The organism is Pseudomonas sp. EA_35y_Pfl2_R5, from assembly GCF_963970805.1.
In the GTDB taxonomy this organism is placed as follows: Bacteria; Pseudomonadota; Gammaproteobacteria; order Pseudomonadales; family Pseudomonadaceae; genus Aquipseudomonas.
Window position 1 is genome coordinate 188,972 of sequence record NZ_CAXAOW010000006.1, and the last position, 25,573, is coordinate 214,544.

The following is a 25,573-nucleotide window of genomic DNA, read 5'->3' on the forward strand; positions in this document are numbered from 1 at the left end:
AACGAGATTCAGGCCTCGACACTGTTCCACTGCTTGCTCAGGCGCTTGTCCGAGACCGGCAGTTTGGTGCCCAGTTGCTGAGCAAATAACGACACGCGGTACTCCTCCAGCAGCCAGCGATACATCAGCAACTGCGCATCGCGTTTGCCTTCCTGACCGTGCTTACCCAAGCGTGCCTGGTACTGCTCCCAATAACCGGCCAGCTCGCCACTCCAGACGCGGTCGCGTTGTACCTGGCCGGCGATTTTGTCCAGGCGCTGCTCGATGGCCTTCAGATAACGCGGCACTTCCTTTAGCCACTGCGCCGGGGTTTGACGGACGAAACCGGGATAGACCAGATTACTTAGCTGCAGCTTGATGTCATTCAGCGCCATGGCCTGGGCCAGGTCGATCTTGCCTTTAAAGCGCTTCTGCAGACCGTGCCACAGCTTGAGGATTTCCAAGGTCAGCTTGGCCAAACGCTCGGCCTCTCCGGTCCAATCGCCACGCTTGCGCTCGGCCAAGGCGGCTAAACCAGCGCCATCGCGCGGTAGCGGCTCGCTGCCTTCAAGGATGCAGCTGTCGAGGCTGGCAAGCAGAATGTCTTCGACCAACGCATCAACCCGACCCAGCTCGCGGTAAAGCAACGCCAATTCGGTCAGCCCCGGTAACTTGTTACGCAGGAACTTGGCCTGCTCGGCCAGTTGTTGCAGCAATAGACGCTGCAGCGCACGACGGTGCTGAAACTCCGCTTCGGCCAGAGTCGGGAAACGCCCCTCCTTGACCACGCCGCCCTCCTCCACCAACGCCGGATAAACCGTCATGGACAGGCCAGCGACCTGCTGCTGGGTTTTCGCCGCCACTTCGCTAAACACTTTGGCTTCAACCGGCTGCTGGCTTTGCGCGGTTTTCGGCAGGGCCAGGCCGGCCTGAGTCGCCGCACTGAAGCGCGCCGTCAGCTCGGCCAGATCGCGGCCTTCACCCAGAGGTTTGCCCTGGTTGTCGACCACTTCGATGTTCATCCGTAGATGACCTTCAAGCTGTGCGGCGGACTCAGCCCACGCCTCGTCACTAACCCGCGCACCGGTCATGCGCGTCAGTTCGCGCCCGAGCGACAGCGGCAAACTGCCCTCGGCAAATTGCACTTTACTCAGCGCTGCGCCGACAAAGTCCGGCACCGGTACAAAGTTCTTGCGCAGCGCCTTGGGTAGACCGCGCACCAGGGCCATACATTTAGCTTCCAGCAAGCCCGGTACCAGCCACTCCAGGCGCTCGGGCGGCAGTTGCGGCAACAACGGCGCGGGCACTCGCAGGGTTACCCCGTCACGCGGGTGATTGGGTTCGAAGTGATAACTCAGCGGCAGGGTCAGCTCGCCCAGACCCAGGGTGTCCGGGTACTGTGCGGCGGTGACCTCCTTGGCATCGCGGGCGAGCACATCCTCTTCGCGCATGATCAACAGCTGCGGATTCTTCGCGCTTTCAGTCTTGTACCAACTGTCGAAGGTGGCGCTCTGGTAAATGTTCGCCGGCAGACGCGCCTCGTAGTAAGCGAACAGGGTTTCCTCGTCGGCGAGGATGTCCCGCCGACGCGCCTTGGCTTCCAGCTCGTCGAGTTTTTCCAGCAATTGCCGGTTGGCACTCAGGCACTTGGCGCGGCTGTGCATTTCACCCCCCACCAGCCCTTCGCGAATAAACAGCTCGCGCGAAATCACCGGTTCAATCGGGCCGAAATGCACGGCACGGCGACCGACTACGATCAGGCCATACAAACTGATTTGCTCATAGGCCACGACCTGGCCGCGCTTCTTCTCCCAGTGCGGTTCCAGGTGGTTTTTCTTGATCAAATGACCAGCCAGCGGCTCGATCCAGTCCGGTTCGATCTTGGCCACCATGCGCGCAAACAGCTTGGTGGTTTCCACCAGTTCGGCGGCCATCAACCACGTCGGTTTCTTGCGACCGATCACCGAGGACGGATGCACCCAGAAGCGCCGCTGGCGCGCGCCGAGATAATCACCGTCTTCGGTCTTCTGGCCAATCTGACTAAGCAGGCCGGCAAGAATCGCTTTGTGTACCGCGGCGTAACCCTTGCTGCGCTGCGCGGCCTGTTCTTTCTCGGCCAGTTCTTTTTCTTTCTGCACCGCTGAGAGCTGTGCTCCGGCATTTCGGCGGTCCTGGGGATTAGCCGTGGTGGACAAGCCTGCGGCGTTGTCCACCCTACGATCAGCGCCGTAGGGTGGATGGCCGGAGCCATCCACCTTCTTGCCAGCGCCGAGCTGCAAATCACGGGTAATCAGCACCAGTTGGCGATGCGCATCGCGCCATTCGCGCAGTCGCAGGTAATTCAGGAAATTCTTTCGGCACCAGCTGCGCAGCGCACTTGAACCGAGGGCCTGGCGCTGTTCCTCGAAGCCACGCCAGAGGTTGATCAGCGCAGCGAAGTCAGAATCCACATCCTTCCATTGCGCATGGGCCTGATCGGCAGCCTGCTGACGGTCGGACGGGCGCTCACGGACATCTTGCACCGACAAGGCGCTGGCGATGATCAGGATTTCTTCCAGGCTGCCCTGCTTGGCCCCTTCCAGCACCATGCGGCCCAGGCGCGGATCCACCGGCAAGCGCGCAAGCTGGCGGCCCAGCGGCGTCAGCTGACCTTCTCGATTAACCGCCGAGAGCTCCTGCAGCAGGTTGAAGCCGTCGCTGATGGCCTTGCCGTCTGGCGGCTCGATAAAGGGAAAGGCGTCGATCTCACCAAGGCGCAGATGGAGCATCTGCAGAATTACCGCCGCCAGGTTGGTACGCAGAATTTCCGGATCGGTAAAGGCCGGGCGGCCATTGAAATCTTCCTCGCTATACAAACGAATGCAGATGCCTGGCTCGACCCGCCCGCAACGACCCTTGCGCTGGTTGGCGCTGGCCTGACTGATGGCCTCGATGGGCAGGCGCTGCACCTTGGCGCGGTAGCTGTAGCGGCTGATCCGCGCGGTGCCGGAGTCGATCACGTAGCGGATACCGGGCACGGTCAGCGAGGTTTCCGCGACGTTGGTGGCCAGGACGATCTTGCGTGCGCCCATGGGCGCGAAAATCTTCTGCTGCTCGGCCGGGGTCAGCCGCGCATACAGCGGCAGCACTTCGGTCAGGCGCAGGTTGGCCTTGCGCAGCACCTCGGCGGCGTCGCGAATCTCGCGCTCGCCAGGCAGAAATACCAGTACATCGCCGGGGCGCTTGCCTTCGGCTTTTTCAAACGCACCAATCTCATCCAGCGTGGCGAGAATCGCCTGATCGACAGAGAGGTCTTCCTCGACCCGATTACCATCTTCGTCCTGCTCGGCAGCCAGCGGCCGATACCAGGTGTCCACCGGGAAGGTGCGGCCGGACACTTCAACTATCGGCGCGCCACCAAAGTGTTCAGAGAAACGCTGCAGGTCGATGGTCGCCGAGGTGATGATCAGCTTGAGGTCAGGCCGGCGCACCAGCAGGGTTTTCAGAAAGCCCAGCAGGAAGTCGATGTTCAGGCTGCGCTCATGGGCTTCGTCGACGATGATCGTGTCGTACTTTTCCAGGTAGCGGTCGTGCTGGGTTTCCGCCAGCAGGATGCCATCGGTCATCAGTTTGATCAGGCTGCGTTCGTTGCTCTGGTCCTCAAAGCGCACCTGATAGCCGACCAGTTCGCCCAGCGGCGTGCCGATCTCCTCGGCAACCCTTGTGGCCACGCTGCGCGCCGCCAACCGCCGAGGCTGGGTGTGGCCAATCAGCCCGTGCACGCCACGGCCCAGTTCCAGGCAGATCTTCGGTAGCTGAGTGGTTTTACCCGAACCGGTTTCGCCAGCGATCACCACCACCTGGTGCTTGCTGATGGCCGCCTTGATCTCGTCGCGCTTGGCGGCAATCGGCAGCGCATCGTCGTAACGCATCGGCGGCACGCTGAGGCGGCGCGCCTCAACCTTGGCGCGCGACGCCTCAAAACGCTGCAGCCACTGCGCCAGTTTGGCCTCGTCCCCCGGCGTCTGCTTGCGTAACTCGTGCAACTGTCGGCGCAGGCGATGACGGTCGCCCAGCAGGGTCTGGTCGAGGTTTTTCAGCAGTTGGTCAACGGCAGGCGTGGCTTCGGTCATCGGGTAATCGCGGGGTGGGATCAGGAGGAATGGGCTGGAGGGTGGCAATTGTCGCAGATTTAGCCGGAGGAAAACGACCGAGGGACAGAAAGCAAAAAGCCCATTAGGAATGGGCTTTTTGCTTATGTGCAGAACATGTTTACGATCTCGCGAGCTAGAGCTATGCAAGGCGAAAACAGGCGAGGAAGCGGAATTTACTGGTGTAAATGAGCATTCCGAGCCTGGTTTTCATCGCAGCAGGGCCGATGCGCAGCAGATCGTAAATAGGTTCTCAAACAGCGTCGACATCATCAGCCTGCAAACCCTTCTGCCCCTGGGTGACGGCGAACTCGACCTTCTGCCCTTCGAGCAGGGTGCGATGGCCTTCGCCACGGATGGCGCGGAAATGCACGAATACATCCGCGCCGCTCTCGCGCTGAATAAAGCCATAGCCCTTGGAATCATTGAACCACTTGACGGTGCCTGTCTCGCGCTCAGCCATTATCTGTGTCTCCAGCATGCAGTTTTTATTGTTTGGCGCAGCCTGCGGGCGCGTGCCCGGCCATCACCGAAGGCCGAGTATAAAACAGCGTTTATGACTGAAAAGGACTTTTTGCCGGCAGGCTACAGGCCATACAGGACAAGCTATGCAGCGATATTTACGGGCTGGGATTGTGCAAGATTGCAGACGTAGGATGGGTTAGCCGCGCAGCGGCGTAACCCATCGCAAAAGCCAGAATAGCATGGGTGTCGCTACGCTCAACCTACGCGGCCCGCCCCATCCTACGTCGATGGCGACAGCTTGTTTAATCGCGCTCAGACCACATCACGCCACCGGTGGCCCAGTCGCCCTTTTTCACTTCCTCGAAGATCACATCAACCGCGCTGGCATCGCAGCCGAGCACTTTGGTCGAGGCGTCGGTCAGGGCTTTGGCGTACTCGCGTTTGATTTCATCGCAGCGACCTTCGAATATTTTGACCAGGAGGGTTGGCATCTAATTAATCCTCATAACAGGTGAAACAGGACGGGTTAGATCGGTCACGGCGATCCGCTTGGCGCCTATGCGCGCGGGCATTATCTGACCGGGACGACAGAAAAACAAAGGGCCGCATCAAGCGGCCCTTTGCAGGTACAGACGGGATCAGCCGTGACGGCGCCGACGCCACAACCACAGCGCCAGCACGCCGAGGGTCAGCAGCAACGGCACCAGGGCGATATTGAGGAACTTGAGCTTACTGCCCAGCGCCTCGATATCGGCATTCAGTTGATAGCGTACATCGCGCAGTTCCTTGCGGATCGCCAGTTTCTGCTGCACAAACTGCTGCACCGCAGCCTGCTGCTCGGGCGTCAATTCCAAGGCTTTGCTCGGATCATCGCTGCGCTGCAGCGCTGCCAGCTTTTGCTCGGTTTCAGCCAGTTGGGTTTGCAGGGCCTGTTCCTTCTCGCGGAACTTGACCTCGGCTTCACGCTGTATGACGTCCACCACCTCGAACGGCCGGGTAAAGCGACCGCGCGAACGCACGCTGATCAGCGCTTCGGAGCCGGCCAGGTTGTCCAAGGCGTTGATCGCGAAACCGGCGTTGTCTGCCCACGGCTGCGGAATACGCTGGCCGAAGAAGTCCTGCACCTGCACCCACATGCGGTCGGTGAGCATGTCGGTGTCCGCCACCACAATCACGTTGATGTTGTCGGCTTGTTTGAGGCCATCCTTCTGCCCTTCGATGCCTTCAGGGAAGGCCGTTTGCGCCGGGCCGCTGATGCGCGCAGCCAGGGTGTAGCGCTCACCGGTGGGTTCCAGCTCGCGGATCAGCTCTTCCGGGTTGGCCAGCATGCCGAAGCGTTTGGCATCAAACGGCATGGCGTACTGCGAGCTGCGGATCAACGGGGTAAAGCTGGTCTTCGCGCCTTCCAGCGGTTCGAGAATACCGGCGGTGGCAACCGTGACGGTTTCCAGCGAGGCAGTGCTGATGTCCTCAGCATCCAGGGCACGCTTGGGCAGCGTCAGCCAGGCGGCATGACGCACCGGGCGTTGGCCCTGGCCCATGCTGACCGACATGGCGTAGGAGCCATCACCAAGCACCTGGTCCGGCACCATGCGCAGGCCCCAGGCCTTGAACAGCTTCGGCAGATCGGAGGCTTTGTCGACCACCATTTCGCCGGGCATTTCGGCCTGGGTATCGGCCTCGCTGAACGGGTCGACAAAGGTCAGCAACTTGCCGCCGCGCAGGACGAACTGGTCAATGGCGTAGAGGGTCTGTTCCGGCAGCTGCTTGGGGTGAATCAGCAGCAGCACCGAGACGTTCTCCGGGATCAGGTCGACATCGCGCTTGAGGCTTTCGATCTGGAACAGCTGGCGAATTTCCTCGATCAGCATCCAGGCCGGCGTCGGCTGCCGCGCGGCCATGTCGAAGCCGCCGTTGACCTGCAGACCGGCGAGTACGCCGACCACCGGCCGCTCAGGCTTGGCCAGGTTCTGCACCAGACGGCTGAGTTCGTATTCAAGAAACTCTTCCTGATCCAGGGCGAAGAACGGGATCACCTGGGTCTGGCCTTCGGCATTTTTGCCGGCCAGGCCGAAGTAGATCGAGTCGCCGCCCTGCTGCAGCGGAATGCCCTGCAGGCCGAATTCGGCGGCCTTGTCTTCATCCTCGGAGAATGGCGCCGGATCGATGATCGTCAGTTTGAGTTTGTCACCGGCCTCGCGTTGGTAGGCCTTGAGCATTTCCTCAACGCGCTTGGCGTAGGTGCGCAGCGCCGGCAGGTCCTTGGTGGCGGTATCGGAGTAGAAGAAGTTCAGCTCCACCGGCTCGTCCAGCTCGGCCAGAATCTGCTCGGTGCCGCTTGATAGGGTGTAGAGCTTCTGCTCGGTCAGATCCAGACGCACGCCACTGAGGCTGACGCTGGAGAACAGGTTAAAGGCGAGAAACGCCAGGGCAATGAGTGCGAGCCCGGCGCTGGAAACCATCAGCTTTTTCATGGGCGGCCTCAGTCAGCTTTCTTCAGGTCGATAACCACCGCCGTCGCAGCCAACCAGGCGGCGATCAGGGTGAGGAAATACAGCAAGTCGCGCAAATCGATCACGCCCTTGCTGATCGCATCGAAACGGGTCAGGAAGCTCAACGAAGCCACCGCATCCACCAGCCATTGCGGCGCCCAGCCATTGAACCCGTCGAGCACCATGGGAAAGCCGCTGACGATAAACAGAAAGCACACGCTGACCGCCAGGATAAAGGCGATCACCTGGTTCTTTGCCAGCGCCGACATGCACGAGCCAATCGCTAGATAAGCCCCCGCCAGCAGCCAGCTGCCGATATAGCCGGTGATGATCGCGCCGTTATCCGGCTCACCGAGGTAGTTGACGGTGATGATCATCGGGAAGGTCAGCAGCAGCGCCAGGCCGGCAAAGGCCCAGGCGGCGAGGAACTTACCGGTGACTGCATCAAAACGGGTGATGGGCAGCGTCATCAGCAATTCGATGGTGCCGCTCTTGCGCTCCTCGGCCCACAGGCGCATGGCAATCGCCGGCACCAGAAACAGATAGAGCCAGGGGTGAAAGTTGAAGAAGGCCACGAGATTCGCCTGGCCACTCTCGAAGAAACCGCCCATGTAGAAGGTGAAAACCCCGGACAGCACCAGAAAAATCAGGATAAACACGTAGGCCAGCGGCGTGGCGAAGTAGCTCGCCAGCTCGCGTTTGAAAACCACCGACAGCTGACTCATACCACCTCCCCACGGGTCAGGCTGCGGAACACTTCGTCCAGCCGCCCGCGTTCAACATTCAATTCACGCACCTGCCAACCGCGCTCGGCGATCAGCGCATTGACCTGCGGAAAGATCACCTCGCCTGGTTTGGCCAGGATGCTCAGGCTGTGTTCTAGGGCGTTTTCTTCCACCCCGGCCACGCCCGGCAAGGCAGCCAGCGCGGTCAGATCAAGCGGTTCAGCGGCCACCAAGGTGACCGCCTGGTGGTAACGCGAGCGGCTTTCCAGCTCCAGCGGCGTGCCATCGGCCAGCAGCTTACCGTGGGCGATGACCACCGCACGGGTGCACACGGCCGAGACCTCTTCGAGAATATGGGTGGAGATGATCACGATCTTGTCGTAGGCCAGGCTCTGGATCAGCTTGCGCACCTGATGCTTCTGATTCGGATCGAGGCCATCGGTGGGCTCGTCAAGGATCAGCACCTTGGGATCATGCAGAATCGCCTGGGCCAAACCGACGCGGCGCTTAAAGCCTTTCGACAGGGTTTCGATCGACTGCTCCAGCACGGCTTCCAGTTCGACCTGAGCGACCGCCTTGGCCACCCGCTCACGTTTCTCGGCCCCCTTGAAACCGCGCACCTCGGCAATAAATTCGAGGAAGCTGCGCACCGTCATATCGCCGTAGCACGGCGCGCCTTCGGGCAGATAACCGATCTGCCGCTGGGCTTTGAGGGTGTCTTTCTGGATATCGAAACCGAGAATGCTGGCGCTGCCCGACGTCGGCGCAAGAAAACCGGTGAGCATCTTCATGGTGGTGGATTTGCCGGCGCCATTAGGGCCGAGAAAGCCCAGCACTTCACCGGGCTGAACGCTGAAGGACAGGTCGTCGACAGCTGTGTGCTGAGCAAAACGCTTGGTTAGGTTTTTTATTTCTATCATGGCCTCTCACCATTGCGGTAACAGGCCCTGCTTGCAGCCGGTACTGACGCAAGCCGGGCGCTTAAGTGCCGGCGGACTATAAGGAGTCACGCGCAGGCAGCGCAAGCCAAGAACCGGGGAGTCATGTATCTGTTCGCTACAGCGCAGCAGAACAATTAATAGAGCAATTTAGAGTCTGCTCAAGATCTCGCGAGCTAGAGCCGTGCAAGGCGCTACGTTAGTAACAGCCTTCGGCTGGTCAAACAGGCGAGGAAGCGGAGTGTACTGTTGTACATGAGCATTACTCGCTCCGCTCGCCCTTCGGGCCGGCCTAAAGGCCGTTCGGTAGCAAGCCACCGTCCGAGCCTGTTTTCAACGCAGCATGGCCGACGCGCAGCAGATCTTGGGCTGGCTCTACAGAGTGCCGCGCAGGGCTTTCTCGAAAAGCTGACTGTATTGCGCAGCGGTAAAGGCAATCGGGTTGGTGCCGGCAGAGGGATCGACCTCGGCCATCTGCCCGACCTGCTCGATGCGCGCGTCATCAATACCGATCTCGCCCAGACTATGTGGGATACCCACCTGCTCACGCAGCGCCATCACCCACTCCAGCACACCTGTAAAGCCGGGTTTGCCCAGATTCAGGTAACGCGCCATTTTCTCCATTTGTGGTTCGATACGTTCGCGGTTGGCCACCAGCACATAGGGCATCAGCACCGCATTGAGCAGGCCATGGTGCGCGTCGTACAGCGCACCGAGCGGATGGGCCAGGGCATGCATGGCACCGAGGCCTCGCTGGAATGCGGTCGCGCCCATGCTGGAAGCCACCAGCATCTGCAAGCGCGCTTCCACATCACTGCCCTGCGCCACCGCGCGCGGCAAATACTCCTGCACCAGTCGCATGCCTTCCAAGGCAATGCCTTCGGCCATAGGGTGAAACAGCGGCGAACAGAACGCTTCCAGGTTGTGTGACAGCGCATCCATGCCGGTGGCCGCGGTAATCTTGGCCGGCAGGCCGAGGGTCAGCTCGGGGTCGAGGATCACCAGCGCCGGCAGCATACGCGCGTGAAAGATGATGCGTTTGATATGCACCGCGTCATCGGTGATTACCGAGGCGCGGCCGACTTCCGAACCAGTGCCGGCAGTAGTCGGCACCGCCACCACCGGGGCCATGCCGGCGACGTTGACACGGTTGCAGTTATCGCCGATGTCCTCGAAATCCCACAGCGGGCGATTCTGCCCAACCATCAGGGCAATCGCCTTGCCGGCATCCAGTGCCGAGCCGCCGCCAAAGGCAATCACCCCGTCATGCTTGCCGGCCTTGAATGCCGCCACACCGTCCATCACGTTCTGCCCGGTGGGATTGCCCTTGATGCCATGGAACAACCCAGCCTTGAGGCCATCATCGCGACAATGCAGCAACGCGCGGTCAATCATTGGCAAGGCAGCCAGGCCAGGGTCGGTGACCAGCAGCGGTGCACTCATGCCCAATTGCCGGCAGGCCGCAGGCAATTCGCTGACACGGCCAACGCCGACACGCACCGAGGTCGGGTAATTCCAGTTCATGCGGTAGTGATTCAGGTCCATGGGCGCCTCATAACTGAGTCTTGAAGTGAAAGGATTTCGGCCGGGTCACGTGCTCGAAGCCGACACTGGACAGGGTGCAGCCGCGTCCGGAGTTTTTCACCCCGGTCCAGGCCAGCGCCGGGTCGAGGTAGTCACAGCGGTTGAGAAACACCGTCCCCGCCTCCACCCGCTCGGCCAGAGCCATGGCGGCGTTTACATCACGGCTGAAGATCGCAGCAGTCAAGCCGAACTCGCTGTCATTCATCAGCGCCAGGGCTTCTTCGTCATCCTTGACCTTTTGGATGCCCACCACCGGGCCAAAGGACTCCTCGGTCATCACGCGCATGCCGTGATGCACATTGGTCAGCACCTGAGGCGCCAAGTACTGCGAGCCAGGATGGTCCAGGGCAAAGTCGGCGGGCACCAGATGGGCCGTGGCGCCCCGCTCGATAGCGTCGTGGATCTGCCCACGAACGAAGTCCGCCGCCTCGGCACGTACCAACGGGCCGAGGGTGGTATCCGGGTCATCGGAGCGGCCCAGCTTGTACTGTTTCACCAGCGCCACTGCCTTTTCGACAAAGGCGTCGTACAGAGACTCGTGCACGTAGATGCGCTCGATGCCGCAGCAGGATTGCCCGGAGTTGAAGAATGCTCCATCGATTGTGGTTTCTACCGCGTGGGCCAGGTCGGCATCGGCCCGTACATAGGCCGGATCCTTACCGCCCAGTTCCAGACCGATGCTGAGAAAGCGCCCTACCGCTACCCGTTCAACCATGGTGCCGCCGGGCACAGAACCGGTGAAGGCCACATGATTGATGCTCGGCGCCTGAATCAGCGCCTCGGTTTCACCGTGGCTCAGGTGCAGGTACTGGAACACCCCGTCCGGCAAGCCGGCTTCGTTAAAAGCTTCGACCATGCGCTCGGCGCACAAAGGTGTTTGCGCGGAGTGCTTGAGCAGCACCGCATTGCCCGCCAGCAGCGCCGGCATCACCGCGTTTACCGCCGTCAGGTAGGGGTAGTTCCACGGCGCGATAACCAGGGCCACACCCAACGGTTCGCGGCGGATAAAGCGAATAAAACCGGGCTTTTCCGGCACCTTGATATCGGCCAGGGCCTGTTCGGCGATATCCGCCATACAGCTGGCACGCTCGACAAAACCGCGCACCTCGCCTGCGGCATAGCGGATCGGCCGGCCCATCATCCAGCACAGCTCTTCGGCCAGCTGGGTTTCCTTGGCGGCGAAGGCGCTAATCGCCTTGCGAGCGATGGCGATACGCTCGGCCAACGGGGTGTTCTTCCAGGCCTGCTGCGCCAGCTCGGCCTTGGCCAAGGCCGCCTGAATTTCTGGGTTTGAGGCCAAACGACGCTCGACATAAACCGAACCGTCGATGGGCGATATGCATTGCAGTTTGCTCATTGCTTGCACCTTAGAATTCTGTCGCGAACAACAGGTAAGTCTGCTGTGACTCTACAAGCCTGGGTCTCGTAGGGTGAATGGCGCTTTACCCATCCACCCATACGCTGGTGGATGAAAACCGCGTCATCCACCCTACCCAGCACCTCTAGCCCCTGTGTCTATTGGCACCTGCGGCAAAGCAGGGCATCAGATAATTTCGAAGTAGCGATCCAGCTCCCAGTCGCTGACATGCCGGCGGTATTCGCGCTCTTCCCACTCGCGGCTGGCGGCGAAGTGCTCGACAAACTCATCGCCGAACAACTCGCGCGCTGCGGTCGAGCCTTTCAGCCGTTGCGCGGCATCCCATAGGGTTCGAGGCAGAGCCAGTTCTTCCGGGTGTTTCATGGCGTAGGCGTTACCCACAACCGGCTCGGTGGGCTCCCACTGCTGCATCACCCCGTACAGGCCGGAGCCAAGCGCCACCGACAGCGCCAAAAACGGATTGCCATCGGCCGCCCCCAGGCGATATTCCTGGCGCTGAGATTTGTCGCTGCCAGGAATCACCCGCAACGCAGCGGTGCGGTTTTCCACGCCCCAGGTGGCATCGGTGGGTGCCCAAAAGCCGGGGATCATTCGCCGATAACTGTTCAGCGTAGGCGCGACCATGCAGAGGAACTCCGGCATCAGGCGCTGCTGTCCGGCGAGAAAATGGCGCTGAATCGTGCTCATATTGTGCGCCTGGTTGGGGTCATGAAACGCCGACTTGCCGCTGGCCAGATCGCGCAGCGAAACATGGATATGCCCGCTCTGCCCCGGATACTTGCCCGACCACTTGGCCATAAAGGTGGCCATCAGACCGTTGCGCTGGGCCAGCACCTTCATAAATGTCTTGAACAGCGCGCCCTTGTCCGCCGCATCTTCGGCGCGGTCATAGGCAATCGCCGCCTCCAGCACGCCAGGGCCAGTTTCGGTGTGCAGGCCTTCGATGGGGAAGTCCATGCGCTCGGCCATCTCCAGAATTTCGTGGTACAGCTCGGCGTGCACCGAGTTGCGGATCATCGAGTAGCCGAACCAGTCCGGGGTGAACGGTTTGAGGTCACGAAAACCCTTGGCCCGCGCCGATTCCGGGGTTTCATCGAACATAAAGAACTCATATTCAAGGGCGGCAAAGGCATCGAAGCCCATGGCCTTGCAGCGCTCCACCACACGGCGCAGGGTGCCGCGCGGACAGACCTTTTCCGCCGCCTCGGCAAACTCGCAGATAAACAGCAGCATGCCATTCTCGAACGGCAGGTCGCGGCAGGTGTGCGGCAACACCCGCACCGGCGCGTCCGGGTAGCCCGTGTGCCAGCCGGTGTATTGAGCGTTGTCGTAGAGCTGGTCCTTTACGTCCCAGCCGAGCACCACATCGCAGAAAGCAAAGCCGCTGTCGAGGGCAGAGAAGAACTTGCTGCGGCTGAGGTATTTGCCGCGCATCACCCCATCGTTATCAAACACCCCGACCTTGATATGGCTAAGGCCCCGCTCTTCGACAATGCGCTTGGCATCCTGAACGGTTTTCACGTCTCGCGGATTGAGCATAAATGCACCTGTCTCTTGTTGTTATGACTGTCGTTATGGCCGACATCCGGGGGCAACAACAGAGTCTCAAGCGCATCCCCACAACACCCGCATAACGCGCTCTGACTACCACCCAACGCCTGTTAGAACACCCGGCAAAAAGCCTGTTCAGTGTGGTACAGGATTGGGAAGTTGGCTGGCTGATCCAGGAAATATCTGCTGTTTGCCATAGCTGCCGCGCTGCACGCAGCAAAACGCCCGCGATTGATGGCGCGGGCGTGGTTTTGCAGGCGGCTTAACGCGCTCAACGATAGGGCGCGCCAGCCTTGGCCATCAGGGCGTTGTACTTTTTGAAGATCTCCACCACGCGGGCGCAGCGCGGGCTGGTTTTGGCGATTTCGTCCCAGAACTTCAGCGCCTCGGCTTCCACCGTGGCCCATTCTTCGGCCGGGATGGAGGTCAGCTGCAGCTTTCCGCCTTCGACCCGCAGTTGCGCCTCCCCTCCCCAGTACCAGTGTTGGCGGTAGTAGTTAGAGCTGTCCATGCACAGCTTGAACAGGGTTTTCAGATGTTCAGGCACCTCGGCCCAACGATCCGAGTTGGCGAAGTAAGAGCCGCACCAAGCACCGGAAATGTTGTTGGTGAGGAAGTATTTGGTCACGTTGGCCCAGCCGACGGTGTAGTCCTCGGTGATGCCGGACCAGGCAATGCCGTCCAGCTCGCCGGTCTGCATGGCCACTTCAACGTCTTCCCAAGGCAGGGTTACCGGGATCACCCCAAAGCGGGAGAGAAATTTGCCGGCAGTGGGGAAGGTGAAGATGCGCTTGCCCTTGAGGTGCTCAAGCTTGGTAATCGGCTCCACCGTGGCGAAGTGGCAAGGGTCCCAGGCGCCGGCGCCGAGCCAAGTCACGCCTTTAACCTCACCGTAGGCCTCGGCCCAGATTTCGTTGAGGCCATACTTTTCGAACAGTACCGGTACATCCAGGCTGTAACGGGTGGCAAACGGAAAATAGCCACCGAATACCGAAATATCCACGGGCGCGGCGATGGAATCGTCATCGCTCTGCACAGCATCGATGGTGCCCTTCTGCATGGCGCGGAACAACTCGCCAGTCGGCACCAACTGATCGGCGTAATACAGCTGGATTTCCATCTCGCCATTGGCGGCCTTATTGAAGGCATCGATGGATGGCTTGATCACATGCTCGCCCAATGCCGCGCCGGCATAGGTCTGCAGGCGCCAAACGATTTTCTTTGGTTCGGCGGCGTAGATATGCGCCGGGCCCAATGCCGTTGCCCCTGCTGCCCCGGTAGCCACCGCGGCGGTTTTCAGAAAACTGCGTCTCGTACTCATGCTGTTATCTCCAGACGTGTCGATTCAGATCGTGACGATTCAGATGGCATACAACCGCACTGCCTGACCCACGGGGCACTGGCAGGGTTTTCAGAGGGGCAAGCTGTACCTGATTGCGACAAAGCCCTTGAGGATTGCGGACGGCATAAGCGCCACACGCCGCGGTAATTCTCACTGGCTTCTATAGGTACAACTGCGCTGGCCTACAGCTGAAATTCATGTGCTTATGCGCCGTAATGCCACTGTGGCAACCACAGGGCGATCTGCGGGAAGACCATGACCAGCACCAAGGCCAGCACCATGATCAGCACGAATGGGGTAACCGAGACGTAGATGTCACGCAGTGAGACTTCCGGCGGAGCCATGGCGCGCATCAGGAACAGGTTGTAGCCGAAGGGCGGAGTCATATAGGCGATCTGGCAGGTGATGGTGTAGAGCACGCCATACCAGACCAGGTCGAAGCCCAGAGCACCGACCAGCGGAATATACAAAGGGGCGACGATCACCAGCATCGCGGTGTCATCTAGGAACATGCCCATGATGATGAACGACAGCTGCATCAGGATCAGCACCTGCCAGGGCCCCAGTCCGAGGCTTTCGAGGAAGAACGCCTCAATTGCCTTGACCGCTCCAAGGCCGTCAAACACCGCGCCGAAGCACAGCGCGGCGAGGATGATCCACATAAACATGCAGCTGATGCCGAGGGTCTTGCGCAGGGTTTCTTCCATCACGCTGCGGGTCAAACGGCCCTTGACCAACGCCATCAGGGTTGCCGCAGCAGCGCCTACCGCCGAGCTTTCCACCAGGCTGGTAATACCCATCAGAAACAGCCCGGTCATGCAGAAGAAGATAAACAGCGGCGCAATCCCAGCCTTGAGTAGCAGTAGTTTCTCGCGTCGGCTGATCTGCCCGCGCTCCTCTGCAGATAAGGCCGGCCCTAGTTCTGGCTGCAAACGGCAACGCACGGCGATATAGAGGATAAACAGCCCGGCCATCAGCAGACCGGGAAACACCCCAGCCAACCACAGTTGGCCAACCGGCTGGCGGGCGATCATGCCGTACAGCACCAGCACCACGCTTGGCGGAATCAAAATCCCGAGGGAGCTGCCTGCCTGGATCACCCCGGTGACCATGATCTTGTCGTAGCCACGACGCAACAACTCCGGCAAAGCAATGCTCGCACCGATAGCCATGCCTGCCACGCTCAGCCCATTCATCGCCGAGATCGCCACCATCAAACCGATGGTGCCGACGGCCAGGCCGCCATTGAGCGGGCCCATCCAGACGTGGAACATTTTGTAGAGGTCTTCGGCCAACCCCGACTCGGAGAGCATGTAGCCCATAAATACGAACAGCGGCAGAGTCAGCAGCGGATACCACTTCATCAACTTCATGGCAGCGCTGAAGGCCACCTCCGAACCGCCATCACCCCAAAGCATCAGCGCCGCCGCCACTGCGACAAAACCAATCGCGCCAAATACCCGCTTGCCAGTGAGCAGCAACAACATCATCGAGGAGAACATCAGCAGGGCTATCAGCTCGTAATCCATTACAGCGTTTCCCCCCGCGCGGCGGCGATGTCCTTGAACAGGGTGGCGATAGCCTGCAGCAACATCAGGGCGATGCCGATGCACATGATGATCTTGATCGGGGCCATGGGGGGCGACCAGGCCGAGTAGCTGGTTTCGCTGTATTCAAGGGCGTACTGGGTCGAAGAAATACCGCCGTAAAGCAGCAGCACCAGATAGAAAATCAGAAAGCCGATGGTGATCGCATCGATGATCGCGCGGGCCCGTGGCGACCATCGGCTGTAGAACAAATCCATGCGCACATGGGCATCAAGCTGCATCGAATAGGCGCCGCCAAGCAGGAAGTAGGCAACCATCAGAAACTGCGCCGACTCCAGCGTCCAGGCGGCCGGCATAAAGAAGGTCTTGCTGATTGAGGAGTACAGCAGCACGCCGAGAATGGCGAAGATCAGGTACATGGCGAAGCGCCCGACAACGCGGTTTAGCGCCTCCACTGCGTGCACAAACAGCCTGATGGCCTTGGGCATACTGCACCTGCCGAATAATTGTTATTCCGAGAGCCTAGACCAAGATTGGCCAAAGCCAATCAGCGCAAGCTGAGGTAGCACAAAGCACGCCAGCTCTTTTAGGCAGGCAATCTCTCTCGAAATATCAGCAGCTTAGTGCGGTACAAAAAGCTGCCGTAACGCCCAGCTAGCCCTCTAGAAAGCCCATCAGCACCGCCACGGTGCGTTCGGGGTCCTCTTCTTGGGGCACATGGCCCAGCTCGTCAAACAACACCAGACGGCTACCCTTGATATCGCGCTTGAAGCGCTCGGCATTGACCGGCGGAATCAACTCATCGCGACCACCCCAGATAATCAGCGTCGGCACCTTGAGTTCGGCGATACGGGTGTAGCTCTGCCCCGCTTCGGCCTGGATAAAGCGCTGACGCAAGGCTTCACGATTGCCGGCGCGCAAGGTCAGTTCGTAGTAGCGGTCGATCAGTTCATCGCTGACCTTATCCGGGTCGCCATAGACGTTGCGAATGCTCGCCTCGATCATCTGCCGGGGCAGCAGGTTGGCCATCAGCGGCGCCAGCGCAGGAATCTGCGCCAGGCGAAAACCGATGGGCATGGAGGTGGCATTGCGCGGGTAACCGGCGGCATCCACCAACACCAGGCGCTCGACGCGCTGCGGATGGTCCAGGGCAAATTGCCAGGCCAGTTGCCCGCCAAAACTGTTACCCGCCACCACCGCGCGCGGCACCTGCAGCTGGTCCAACACATGGCCGAGGAAGGCGCTGTAGTGAGCCATGCGGTAATCGCCATCGGGGAATGGCCCGGTCAGGCCGAAGCCGGGCAGATCGAGGCTGATCACCCGACGCTTAGCCTGCAACGCTGCCACCCAGCCTTCCCAGGTGTGCAGGCTGGCCGAGGTGCCATGCAGCAGCACAATCGGCGCAGGGTCATCCCGTGGGCCCTGATCACGCAGGTGCACCAACATGCCGTCGATGGCCAGAAACTCGGATGGCGGCATGGCCCAGCGCGGCTTGAGCTCCGCTACGGGGCGATCCGGCGCCCAGTTCCAGGCGACCGCAGCGGCCAGGCTGATCAGCAGCAACAGGACAAGGGATACGGATATCTGCACAGCACGCTTCATAGTCGGTACCTGATGACGGGGCACTGGCAATACTAGTCAACGACTCGCAGCTTGCCTGTGACCGTTGTGCACCATCCGGTCGTAGGAGCGGCCCATGGCCGCGATATGGGCTTCGCGGCCATGGCCCGCGCCTACAGGTTGCCCGTTAAAAAGACGAAAAAAAGCCCCGATGTGCCGGGGCTTGAGGAGTGTTGCGCCGTTTTGCGACGCACACGATAAAACGGGTATTTAGAGCCTGTTGCGGATCTCGCGACGCCGCAGATCCGAGTAGGTTGTTAAACCAGGCTGGTCAACGCATCACGACTAAACGGCAGGATGTCCTGCTCGCGGCCATCGCGTACTTTTACCGCCCAGTCCGGGTCGACCAGCAGTGCGCGACCTACGGCAACCAGATCGAACTCCTGCTTGCTCAGGCGCTCCAGCAGGTTTTCCAGGCTAGCCGGCTGAGCCACCTTGTCGGTATTGACCATAAACTGGAGGAACTCGCCGTCCAGGCCAACGCTGCCGACGGTGATGGTTGGTTTGCCGGTGAGCTTGCGCGTCCAGCCAGCCAGGTTCAGCTCGGAGCCGTCGAATTCAGGCTCCCAGAAGCGGCGGGTCGAGCAGTGGAAGATATCCACGCCGGCATCGGCCAGCGGCTTAAGGAAGGCCTCCAGAGCTTCTGGCGTTTCCACCAGACGGGCGCTGTAGTCCTGCTGCTTCCACTGCGAGAAACGGAAGATGATCGGGAACTCCGGGCCGACGGCGGCGCGTACAGCCTGGATCAGTTCGATGGCAAAGCGCGAGCGCTGCGCCAGGTCACCGCCGTATTCGTCGCTACGCTGGTTGCTGCCAGCCCAGAAAAACTGGTCGACCAGATAGCCGTGGGCACCGTGGATTTCCACACCGTCCATGCCGATGGCTTTGGCATCCTTGGCGGCCTGGGCGAAGGCGGCGATCACTTCCTTGATGTCGTCCTGGGTCATGCCGTGCACAACCACGTTGCCTTCTTTTACTTTCTCGCTCGGGCCGTAGCCTGGAACGCTGGCGTCCGGCTCGGTGCCCAGCTTGCGCACATTGCCCACGTGCCACAGCTGCGGAACGATCTTGCCGCCTTCAGCGTGCACCGCATCTACCACTTTCTTCCAACCAGCCAGAGCATCTTCACCGTAGAAACGCGGTACGTTCGGGTAACCGTTGGATGCCTTGTGACCGACGGTGGTGCCTTCGGTAACGATCAGGCCAACGCCAGCTGCAGCACGGCGACGGTAGTACTCGATGACCTTGCTGTTCGGTACGCCGCCCGGGGAGAAGGAGCGCGTCATCGGCGCCATGACCACACGGGTCGGCAGCTCCAGGTTGCCCAGGCTAAAGGGTTGAAACAGCGCTTTAACGGGATCGGTCATCATCATTCCTCGGGGCGGCCAGAGCGCCGCAACTGGTTAAAGGGGCTTGTATTCAGACCCGCAACAGCAGTTGCAGGCGTTGGATAAAGTCAGTCAGGGCGCGGGTGTTGTTCGCCACCTTGAGCCGGGTCAGCGCGCCTTGCCAGGCATTGGCGATAAAGCTCGCCAGGTTGCGGCAATCCTCATCGACAGACAGCTCGCCGGCGGCCTGCGCCTGTTCTAGGCAAGCCTGCAGGGTGTCCGCAGAGGCCTGCAGAATCGCATCGACCTGCGCGCCCAGAGTCGGTGAGAGCTCGGCCATCTCGAAACTCAGGCTGCCAATAAAGCAGTGGTATTCCAGACGTTCCTGGCGAGCGAAGTGCTCCACCAGCTCGGCGTAATAACCGAGGATGCGCTCGCGCGGGCTCAATGCAGGATTGGCCAAGGCTTCGGCATAACGCGCCAGGCGCGGCTGATAGACCTGCTGCAGCGCCTGCAGGGCAAAGTCTTCCTTGCTCGCAAAGTAGTGGTAGAAGGAGCCTTTCGGCACCCCCGCCGCCTGGACGATTTCCTGCACGCCAGCGCCGTGATAACCACGACGGGTCATCACCTCGGCGCCTTTGGCGAGGATCAGGTCACGCTTGTCGAGTCGAATGCTGGTGTTCATGCCGGCAAGAATATGACCGGTCGTCTCGCCTAGCCCAGCACTATTGATTTGCGTGATTACAGGTAAGAAGCACAGCGGGTAATTGCCTGAGCAGGGCTGGCTACCATGTCCGCGATAGCTGTGCAGCAACAACAGAATGGAGCGCTGCGTTCTGCTGGGAGCAAAACGCGGAGCCAAGCCAGACGGGCCTGCCTGGCGGAGGGTTGAATCAGCCGCGAGCGGCTTTGATCACTTCGATGTAAGGCTCGGCAAAACGCTGGTCCTGGATCAACGCGACAAAATCATTGCCCTGCTCGTCTTTGGCACTCAGGTCGTAGCCAGCAGCAACAAAGAAGCCGACAAAGCGCTCGAAATCGTCGATACGCAGGCCACGGTAGGCCTTGACCAGCTTGTGCAGCGACGGCGGCGTGGCATCGGCCGGCTCTACGCTGAGGAACAGCTTGATCGGCTCGTCACCAATCTCTTCGCCAATCACCTGTTTCTTGTCTTTACGCATCGTTCACTCCAGCTAACCAGGCCACACGGGGCCGGCAGTGTACCTCCGGGGCGGGCAATGGCTCAACGGAAGCAGTTCAGCCGACTCTTCTAACACGAGCCACGTATGGGTAACAGCCGACTTAGGTCAACACCGACCACCGCGCCCCGCCCTTATACTGCGCCCGGACACCCGGGAGTCATTATGTCGCTGCCCTTACCGCCGCTGCTCTCCGCCTGGCGCCAGACTTTGCGCGCCGGCTATGGCTGGAAAAACCTGCGCAGCGACCTGAGCGCTGGCGTCACGGTGGGCATTATCGCCATTCCGCTGGCCATGGCCCTGGCGATTGCCGTCGGTGTAGCGCCGCAACACGGCCTGTATACGGTGCTGGTGGCGGGCACGCTGATCGCCCTGTTTGGCGGTTCGCGCTTTAACGTCTCCGGGCCGACCGCCGCTTTTGTGGTGATTCTGCTGCCGATCACCCAGCAATTCGGCCTCGGTGGCCTGCTGCTGTGCACCCTCATGGCCGGGGTGATCCTGATTGCCCTCGGGCTGATGCGCGCTGGACGCTTGATCGAATTTATCCCCTACCCGGTGACACTGGGCTTTACCGCCGGTATCGGCATCGTCATCGCCACCCTGCAGATCAAGGATCTACTCGGCCTGCGCCTGAGCAGCGAGCCGCACAACTACATAGAACAACTCAACGGCCTGCTGCATGCCCTGCCCAGCCTGCAACTGGGTGACTGTCTGGTGGCGCTGGTGTGCCTGGCGACACTGCTCATATGGCCGCGCTGGGTGCCGAAGATCCCCGGGCATCTGGTGGCGCTGACGGTCGGCGCACTGCTCGGGCTGCTGCTGGAAAGCCTGCAGATTCCCGTGGCGACCCTTGGTGAGCGCTTCAGCTATAGCCTGAATGGCGTTGAGCATCCGGGTATTCCGCCGTTTCTGCCGAGCTTTATCTGGCCCTGGCACTTACCGGGTGCCGATGGCCAGCCGCTGGTGGTGAGCTTCGAGCTGTTCCGCCAACTGCTGGCCCCGGCCTTTGCCATCGCCATGCTCGGGGCCATCGAGTCGCTGCTGTGCGCGGTGGTCGCCGATGGCATGACCGGCAGCAAGCACGATCCCAATGGCGAGCTGATCGGCCAGGGCATCGGCAACCTGGTTGCGCCGCTGTTCGGCGGGATCACCGCCACCGCCGCGATTGCCCGCAGCGCCGCCAATGTACGTGCAGGGGCTTACTCGCCGATGGCCGCCATCGCCCACGCCGGCGTGGTGCTGATCGCCATTTTGTTTCTCGCGCCCCTGTTCAGCTACCTGCCGATGGCGGCGCTGGCGGCCTTGCTGCTGATAGTGGCGTGGAACATGAGCGAGCCGCGGCACGTGCAACATACCCTGCGTATCGCGCCACGCAGTGATGTGCTGGTGCTGCTGACCTGCCTGATTCTCACCGTGCTGTTCGATATGGTGCTGGCGGTGGGCGTCGGCCTGTTGCTGGCCGCCGGGTTGTTTATCAAACGCATGAGCGACCTGACCGATACCGAAGCGCTGCCCAAGCACTTCCACCAGGCGCTTAATGACTTGCCCGAACACGTGCTGGCCTACGCCATTCGCGGCCCGCTGTTCTTCGGCGCAGCGGAAAAGGCCCTGAGCGTGCTGCGGCGCTTTACCCCTGAGGTGAAGGTGGTGATCGTCGATATCAGCGCCGTGCCGCTGCTGGATATGACCGCCATTGCCGCACTGGACAATGTGCTGCGCGACTATCGCGAGCAACACGTCGCCCTGGTGCTGAGCGGGCCAACGCCGCAGGTGCGCCTGCAATTACGCCGCGCCGGCATCGTGCGCGTTGAAGGTCAGCTGGCTTATGTACGCGACCTGGCCCAAGCCAGGGAGAAAGCGTTGCGTTGGTTAGCAACAAAGCCCGATGGGGAATCAGCGGGCTAAGTAAATTGCGCGCGCATCCAGGCCTGGTAGTCGGCAACGTCAGGCTCACCTTCACGCGGTGCCCAGCTGGCCTGCTCGCCCTCACCTACAGGCTTGTAAGGCCCGGCTTTGCACTCGAACAGAATGCTGTCGGCTTCCAACACCACCAGGGCGTGAAACACCCCAGGCGGCAGGTCGACGCCGATGCAGGCACCGCCCGCCTCCAGCACACGCTTATCCAACACCTCACCGGAGTCATTGAAGATCAGCAAGCCCAAGCGACCTTTCAGCACCAGCAGCGCTTCGGCCTTATCCGCCGAGAGGTGGCGATGCGGCGGGATATAAGTATCCGGTTGCAACCCCACCGCCATGCGGTGGCAAGGCTCTTCCATCTGGTGGAAGTTATGGTGCTGACGTTGCCGGGGGTTGGCCGCCGCTTGCTCGGCCAGTGTGCCGAACAGGGTCTGATCGAGAAAGCGTGGACCAGCCATCAGCCTTACAAGCCTTTGACGGCGTAGATGCCCGGCGCATTGCGCCAGTAGCCCTTGTAGTCCATGCCGTAGCCAAACACATAGCGATCAACGCAGGACATGCCGACGTAATCAGCCTTAAGGTCAGGACGCGCTTTGCGGTCGTGGGTTTTGTCTACCAGCACGGCGATGCGCACGTTCTTGGCACCGGCATGCCGGCAAAAATCGATGATTGCACCGAGGGTGTGCCCTTCATCGAGGATGTCGTCGATGATCAGCACGTCGCGGTCGATAAAGGAAATTTCCGGCTTGGCCTTCCAGAACAACTCGCCGCCGCTGGTTTCATTGCGGTAGCGGGTGGCGTGCAGGTAGGACAACTCCAGCGGGAAGTTGAGCTTGGGCAGCAGCTTGCCGGAGAAGATCAACCCGCCATTCATCACGCAAAACACCACAGGGTTGCTGTCAGTCATCTCGTTGTTGATGGCGGCGGCCATGGCCTCAATGGCCACTTCGACCTCGGCATTGCTGTGCAGGCAATCGGCTTCGGCCATAACTTGGCGGATGTGCGCGAGATCGACGGACATGCTGTTTCCTCTTGGAAGTGGGACGGCCAGAGCAGAAAGCTGATCAAGGCGTCAAAATAAAAGCCGGCAAAGGTACGCATCCGCCCCTGACAGAGCAAGCCCCAGCAGACCAATTGCGACAATTGCACGTAATCGACGACATTTACCGGCCAATTACCGCTAACACCCATGGATGACGCAGCTATTGGCATAGCCAATGCTTTAATCTAACTCAATTTTACGCCCGTCCAGCCGGAGACCCCGCTATGCCCATCCTTGAGATCCGCCACCCGCTGATCCGCCACAAACTCGGCCTGATGCGCCGCGCCGATATCAGTACGAAGAACTTTCGTGAGCTGGCCCAGGAAGTCGGCGCACTGCTGACTTATGAGGCAACCAAGGATCTGCCCCTGGAAAACTATGAGATCGAAGGCTGGTGCGGCACCGTGCAGGTGGAAAAGATCTCCGGCAAGAAGATCACCGTGGTGCCGATCCTGCGTGCCGGCATCGGCATGCTTGAAGGCGTGCTCAGCCTGATCCCGGGCGCCAAGGTCAGCGCCGTGGGCGTGGCGCGCAACGAGGAAACGCTGCAAGCGCACACCTACCTGGAAAAACTGGTGCCGGAAATCGACGAGCGCCTGGCGATGATCATCGACCCGATGCTGGCTACCGGAGGCTCGATGGTCGCCACCATCGATCTGCTGAAGAAAGCCGGCTGCAAGGAAATCCGCGCCATGGTCCTGGTTGCCGCGCCGGAAGGGATCAAGGTGGTCAACGACGCACACCCGGACGTGACCATTTACACCGCCTCCATCGATCAGCGCCTGAACGAACATGGCTACATCATTCCCGGCCTCGGTGATGCCGGCGACAAGATCTTCGGCACCAAACAGAAGGACGCATAAGCATGCAGGACGAATACAACGACCCACTCTGGCGTCAGGGCATTTCCGGCGCGCAGATGCTGTTTGTAGCGTTCGGCGCCCTGGTGCTGATGCCGCTGATCACCGGCATGGACCCCAACGTTGCACTGTTCACCGCTGGTATCGGCACCTTGCTGTTCCAACTGGTGACCGGTCGCCAGGTACCGGTTTTTCTCGCCTCCAGCTTCGCCTTTATCGCACCGATTCTCGCCGCCAAGGGTGAGTTCGGCCTGCCGGCCGTGCTCGGCGGCATCATCGCTTCCGGCCTGGTGTATATCCTGCTCAGCGCGGTGGTAAGGGTTAAAGGCGCCGGTTTTATCGACCGCCTGCTGCCGCCGGTAGTGATTGCGCCGGTGATCATTTCCATCGGCCTGGCACTCTCGCCCGTGGCGGTGAACATGGCCATGGGCAAAGCCGGTGATGGCAGCGCGCAGCTGGTGCCGTATGAAACCGCGATGCTGATTTCCATGTCGGCACTGATCACTACCGTGCTGGTCGCTGCCATGGGCCGTGGCCTGCTGCGCCTGGTGCCGATCCTGGCGGGGATTATCGTTGGCTGCATCGTCGCCGCCTTCTGCGGGGTGATCGACACCAGCAATATTGCGGCCGCACCTTGGCTGGCGATTCCAGCATTCGTAACCCCGGAACTGCATTGGGGCGCGATTCTCTATATCGTCCCGGTCGCCCTGGCTCCGGCCATCGAGCACATTGGCGGCGTAGTGGCTATCGGCAGCGTAACCGGCAAGAACTTTATCAAGAAGCCCGGCCTGCACCGCACCCTGCTTGGCGACGGCCTGGCCACCTCGGCTGCCGGCCTGTTCGGCGGCCCGCCCAACACCACCTACGCGGAAGTCACCGGCGCGGTGATGCTGACCAAGAACTACAACCCGAAGATCATGACCTGGGCTGCCTGCTTCGCCATCGGCCTGGCCTTTGTCGGCAAGTTCGGCACCGCGCTGCAGAGCATTCCCGTACCGGTGATGGGCGGCATTCTCTGCCTGCTGTTCGGCTCCATCGCAGTGGTCGGCCTGAATACCCTGATTCGCCATCAGGTCGATTTGTCCGAAGCACGTAACCTGATCATCGTTTCGGTAACCCTGGTGTTCGGCATCGGCGGCATGATGATCGGCAACAGTGACTTCGCCCTCTCCGGCATTTCCCTGTGCGCCATCTGCGCCCTGGTACTCAACCTGGTCCTGCCGGGCGGCCACGGCTGGCGCGACAAGACAGTGCTGGAAGAACCTGACCTGTAAACCGCGCCCAGTAAAAAGCCCCGCACTGCGGGGCTTTTTTATGGCTATGTCCCAAGACCGTGTTGCAAGGACTACGCTTTAAGGCAGACATCCGCTTGTGAGGTCAGCCCACCATGGATACTCAAGCCTTTCAGCGCTGGTTGGCCCAGGTGAGCCAGCTCAGTGCCAAACAGAAATCCGCGCTTCACCAGGCGCTGCAGGA

21 protein-coding genes are annotated in these 25,573 nt (G+C 60.8%); 3 read left to right on the forward strand and 18 right to left on the reverse strand.

Annotation, left to right across the window (positions count from 1 at the left end):
- Window positions 1-8 precede the first annotated feature (8 nt).
- From hrpA to AACX99_RS13575, 16 genes are all read right to left on the reverse strand, one after another.
- A complete protein-coding gene (hrpA, locus tag AACX99_RS13500) occupies window positions 9-4,091 on the reverse strand; it encodes an ATP-dependent RNA helicase HrpA (protein WP_339412516.1) in 4,083 nt (1,360 codons plus the stop codon).
- A 271-nt stretch (window positions 4,092-4,362) separates the two neighbouring features.
- Window positions 4,363-4,572, reverse strand: coding sequence for a cold-shock protein (locus AACX99_RS13505; protein ID WP_339412517.1), 210 nt, complete (start codon window positions 4,570-4,572; stop codon window positions 4,363-4,365).
- 304 nt (window positions 4,573-4,876) lie between these two features.
- Complete coding sequence (locus tag AACX99_RS13510; protein ID WP_339412519.1) at window positions 4,877-5,065, reverse strand: 4-oxalocrotonate tautomerase; 189 nt, start codon at window positions 5,063-5,065, stop codon at window positions 4,877-4,879.
- 147 nt (window positions 5,066-5,212) lie between these two features.
- Window positions 5,213-7,048 carry a GldG family protein gene (locus tag AACX99_RS13515; RefSeq protein WP_339412521.1) on the reverse strand — a complete coding sequence of 612 codons (1,836 nt, stop codon included), beginning with the start codon at window positions 7,046-7,048 and terminating at the stop codon, window positions 5,213-5,215.
- Between the two features lie 8 nt (window positions 7,049-7,056).
- Entirely contained in the window at window positions 7,057-7,791 is a 735-nt protein-coding gene (locus AACX99_RS13520; RefSeq protein WP_339412523.1) for an ABC transporter permease subunit, read from the reverse strand.
- The gene (locus AACX99_RS13525) at window positions 7,788-8,711 is read right to left on the reverse strand and encodes an ABC transporter ATP-binding protein (RefSeq protein ID WP_339412525.1); all 924 of its coding nucleotides are present in this window, start codon (window positions 8,709-8,711) and stop codon (window positions 7,788-7,790) included. The genes AACX99_RS13520 and AACX99_RS13525 overlap by 4 nt, the downstream gene beginning before the upstream one ends.
- 393 nt (window positions 8,712-9,104) lie before the next feature.
- A complete protein-coding gene (locus AACX99_RS13530) occupies window positions 9,105-10,274 on the reverse strand; it encodes an iron-containing alcohol dehydrogenase (protein ID WP_339412527.1) in 1,170 nt (389 codons plus the stop codon).
- A 7-nt stretch (window positions 10,275-10,281) separates the two neighbouring features.
- Window positions 10,282-11,670: an aldehyde dehydrogenase family protein gene (locus AACX99_RS13535; RefSeq protein ID WP_339412529.1), complete on the reverse strand. Its 1,389-nt coding sequence runs from the start codon at window positions 11,668-11,670 to the stop codon at window positions 10,282-10,284.
- Between the two features lie 186 nt (window positions 11,671-11,856).
- A complete protein-coding gene (locus AACX99_RS13540) occupies window positions 11,857-13,230 on the reverse strand; it encodes a glutamine synthetase family protein (protein WP_339412531.1) in 1,374 nt (457 codons plus the stop codon).
- Window positions 13,231-13,513: 283 nt separating this feature from the next.
- On the reverse strand, window positions 13,514-14,563 hold the full coding sequence (locus tag AACX99_RS13545) for a TRAP transporter substrate-binding protein (RefSeq protein WP_339412533.1): 1,050 nt from the start codon (window positions 14,561-14,563) through the stop codon (window positions 13,514-13,516).
- A 224-nt stretch (window positions 14,564-14,787) separates the two neighbouring features.
- Window positions 14,788-16,113: a TRAP transporter large permease gene (locus tag AACX99_RS13550; protein ID WP_339412535.1), complete on the reverse strand. Its 1,326-nt coding sequence runs from the start codon at window positions 16,111-16,113 to the stop codon at window positions 14,788-14,790.
- Complete coding sequence (locus tag AACX99_RS13555) at window positions 16,113-16,619, reverse strand: TRAP transporter small permease subunit (protein ID WP_339412537.1); 507 nt, start codon at window positions 16,617-16,619, stop codon at window positions 16,113-16,115. Before AACX99_RS13555 ends, AACX99_RS13550 begins: the two co-directional genes overlap by 1 nt.
- Before the next feature lie 166 nt (window positions 16,620-16,785).
- Window positions 16,786-17,733, reverse strand: a complete 948-nt coding sequence (locus tag AACX99_RS13560; RefSeq protein ID WP_339412539.1) for an alpha/beta fold hydrolase — start codon at window positions 17,731-17,733, stop codon at window positions 16,786-16,788.
- Window positions 17,734-18,008: 275 nt separating this feature from the next.
- On the reverse strand, window positions 18,009-19,118 hold the full coding sequence (locus tag AACX99_RS13565; protein WP_339412541.1) for an NADH:flavin oxidoreductase: 1,110 nt from the start codon (window positions 19,116-19,118) through the stop codon (window positions 18,009-18,011).
- Window positions 19,119-19,170: 52 nt separating this feature from the next.
- Window positions 19,171-19,764: a TetR/AcrR family transcriptional regulator gene (locus AACX99_RS13570; RefSeq protein ID WP_339412543.1), complete on the reverse strand. Its 594-nt coding sequence runs from the start codon at window positions 19,762-19,764 to the stop codon at window positions 19,171-19,173.
- 208 nt (window positions 19,765-19,972) lie between these two features.
- Entirely contained in the window at window positions 19,973-20,260 is a 288-nt protein-coding gene (locus tag AACX99_RS13575; RefSeq protein WP_339412545.1) for a PA4642 family protein, read from the reverse strand.
- Between the two features lie 183 nt (window positions 20,261-20,443).
- Here AACX99_RS13575 and dauA point away from each other — a divergent pair, with 183 nt between their 5' ends.
- Window positions 20,444-22,183 (forward strand): C4-dicarboxylic acid transporter DauA, encoded by a 1,740-nt coding sequence (gene dauA, locus AACX99_RS13580; protein ID WP_339412547.1) that lies wholly within the window; start codon window positions 20,444-20,446, stop codon window positions 22,181-22,183.
- On the opposite strand, the gene AACX99_RS13585 is transcribed toward dauA, so the two are convergent.
- Window positions 22,180-22,653: a WbuC family cupin fold metalloprotein gene (locus AACX99_RS13585; RefSeq protein ID WP_339412549.1), complete on the reverse strand. Its 474-nt coding sequence runs from the start codon at window positions 22,651-22,653 to the stop codon at window positions 22,180-22,182. The genes dauA and AACX99_RS13585 overlap by 4 nt on opposite strands.
- Before the next feature lie 5 nt (window positions 22,654-22,658).
- Complete coding sequence (locus AACX99_RS13590; protein ID WP_339412551.1) at window positions 22,659-23,216, reverse strand: hypoxanthine-guanine phosphoribosyltransferase; 558 nt, start codon at window positions 23,214-23,216, stop codon at window positions 22,659-22,661.
- Window positions 23,217-23,461: 245 nt separating this feature from the next.
- Between AACX99_RS13590 and upp the strand changes: the two genes are divergently transcribed.
- Both upp and AACX99_RS13600 read left to right on the forward strand, forming a co-directional pair.
- Window positions 23,462-24,100, forward strand: a complete 639-nt coding sequence (gene upp / locus AACX99_RS13595) for a uracil phosphoribosyltransferase (RefSeq protein ID WP_108487097.1) — start codon at window positions 23,462-23,464, stop codon at window positions 24,098-24,100.
- Between the two features lie 2 nt (window positions 24,101-24,102).
- Entirely contained in the window at window positions 24,103-25,371 is a 1,269-nt protein-coding gene (locus AACX99_RS13600; RefSeq protein ID WP_339412553.1) for a uracil-xanthine permease family protein, read from the forward strand.
- Window positions 25,372-25,573 lie beyond the last annotated feature (202 nt).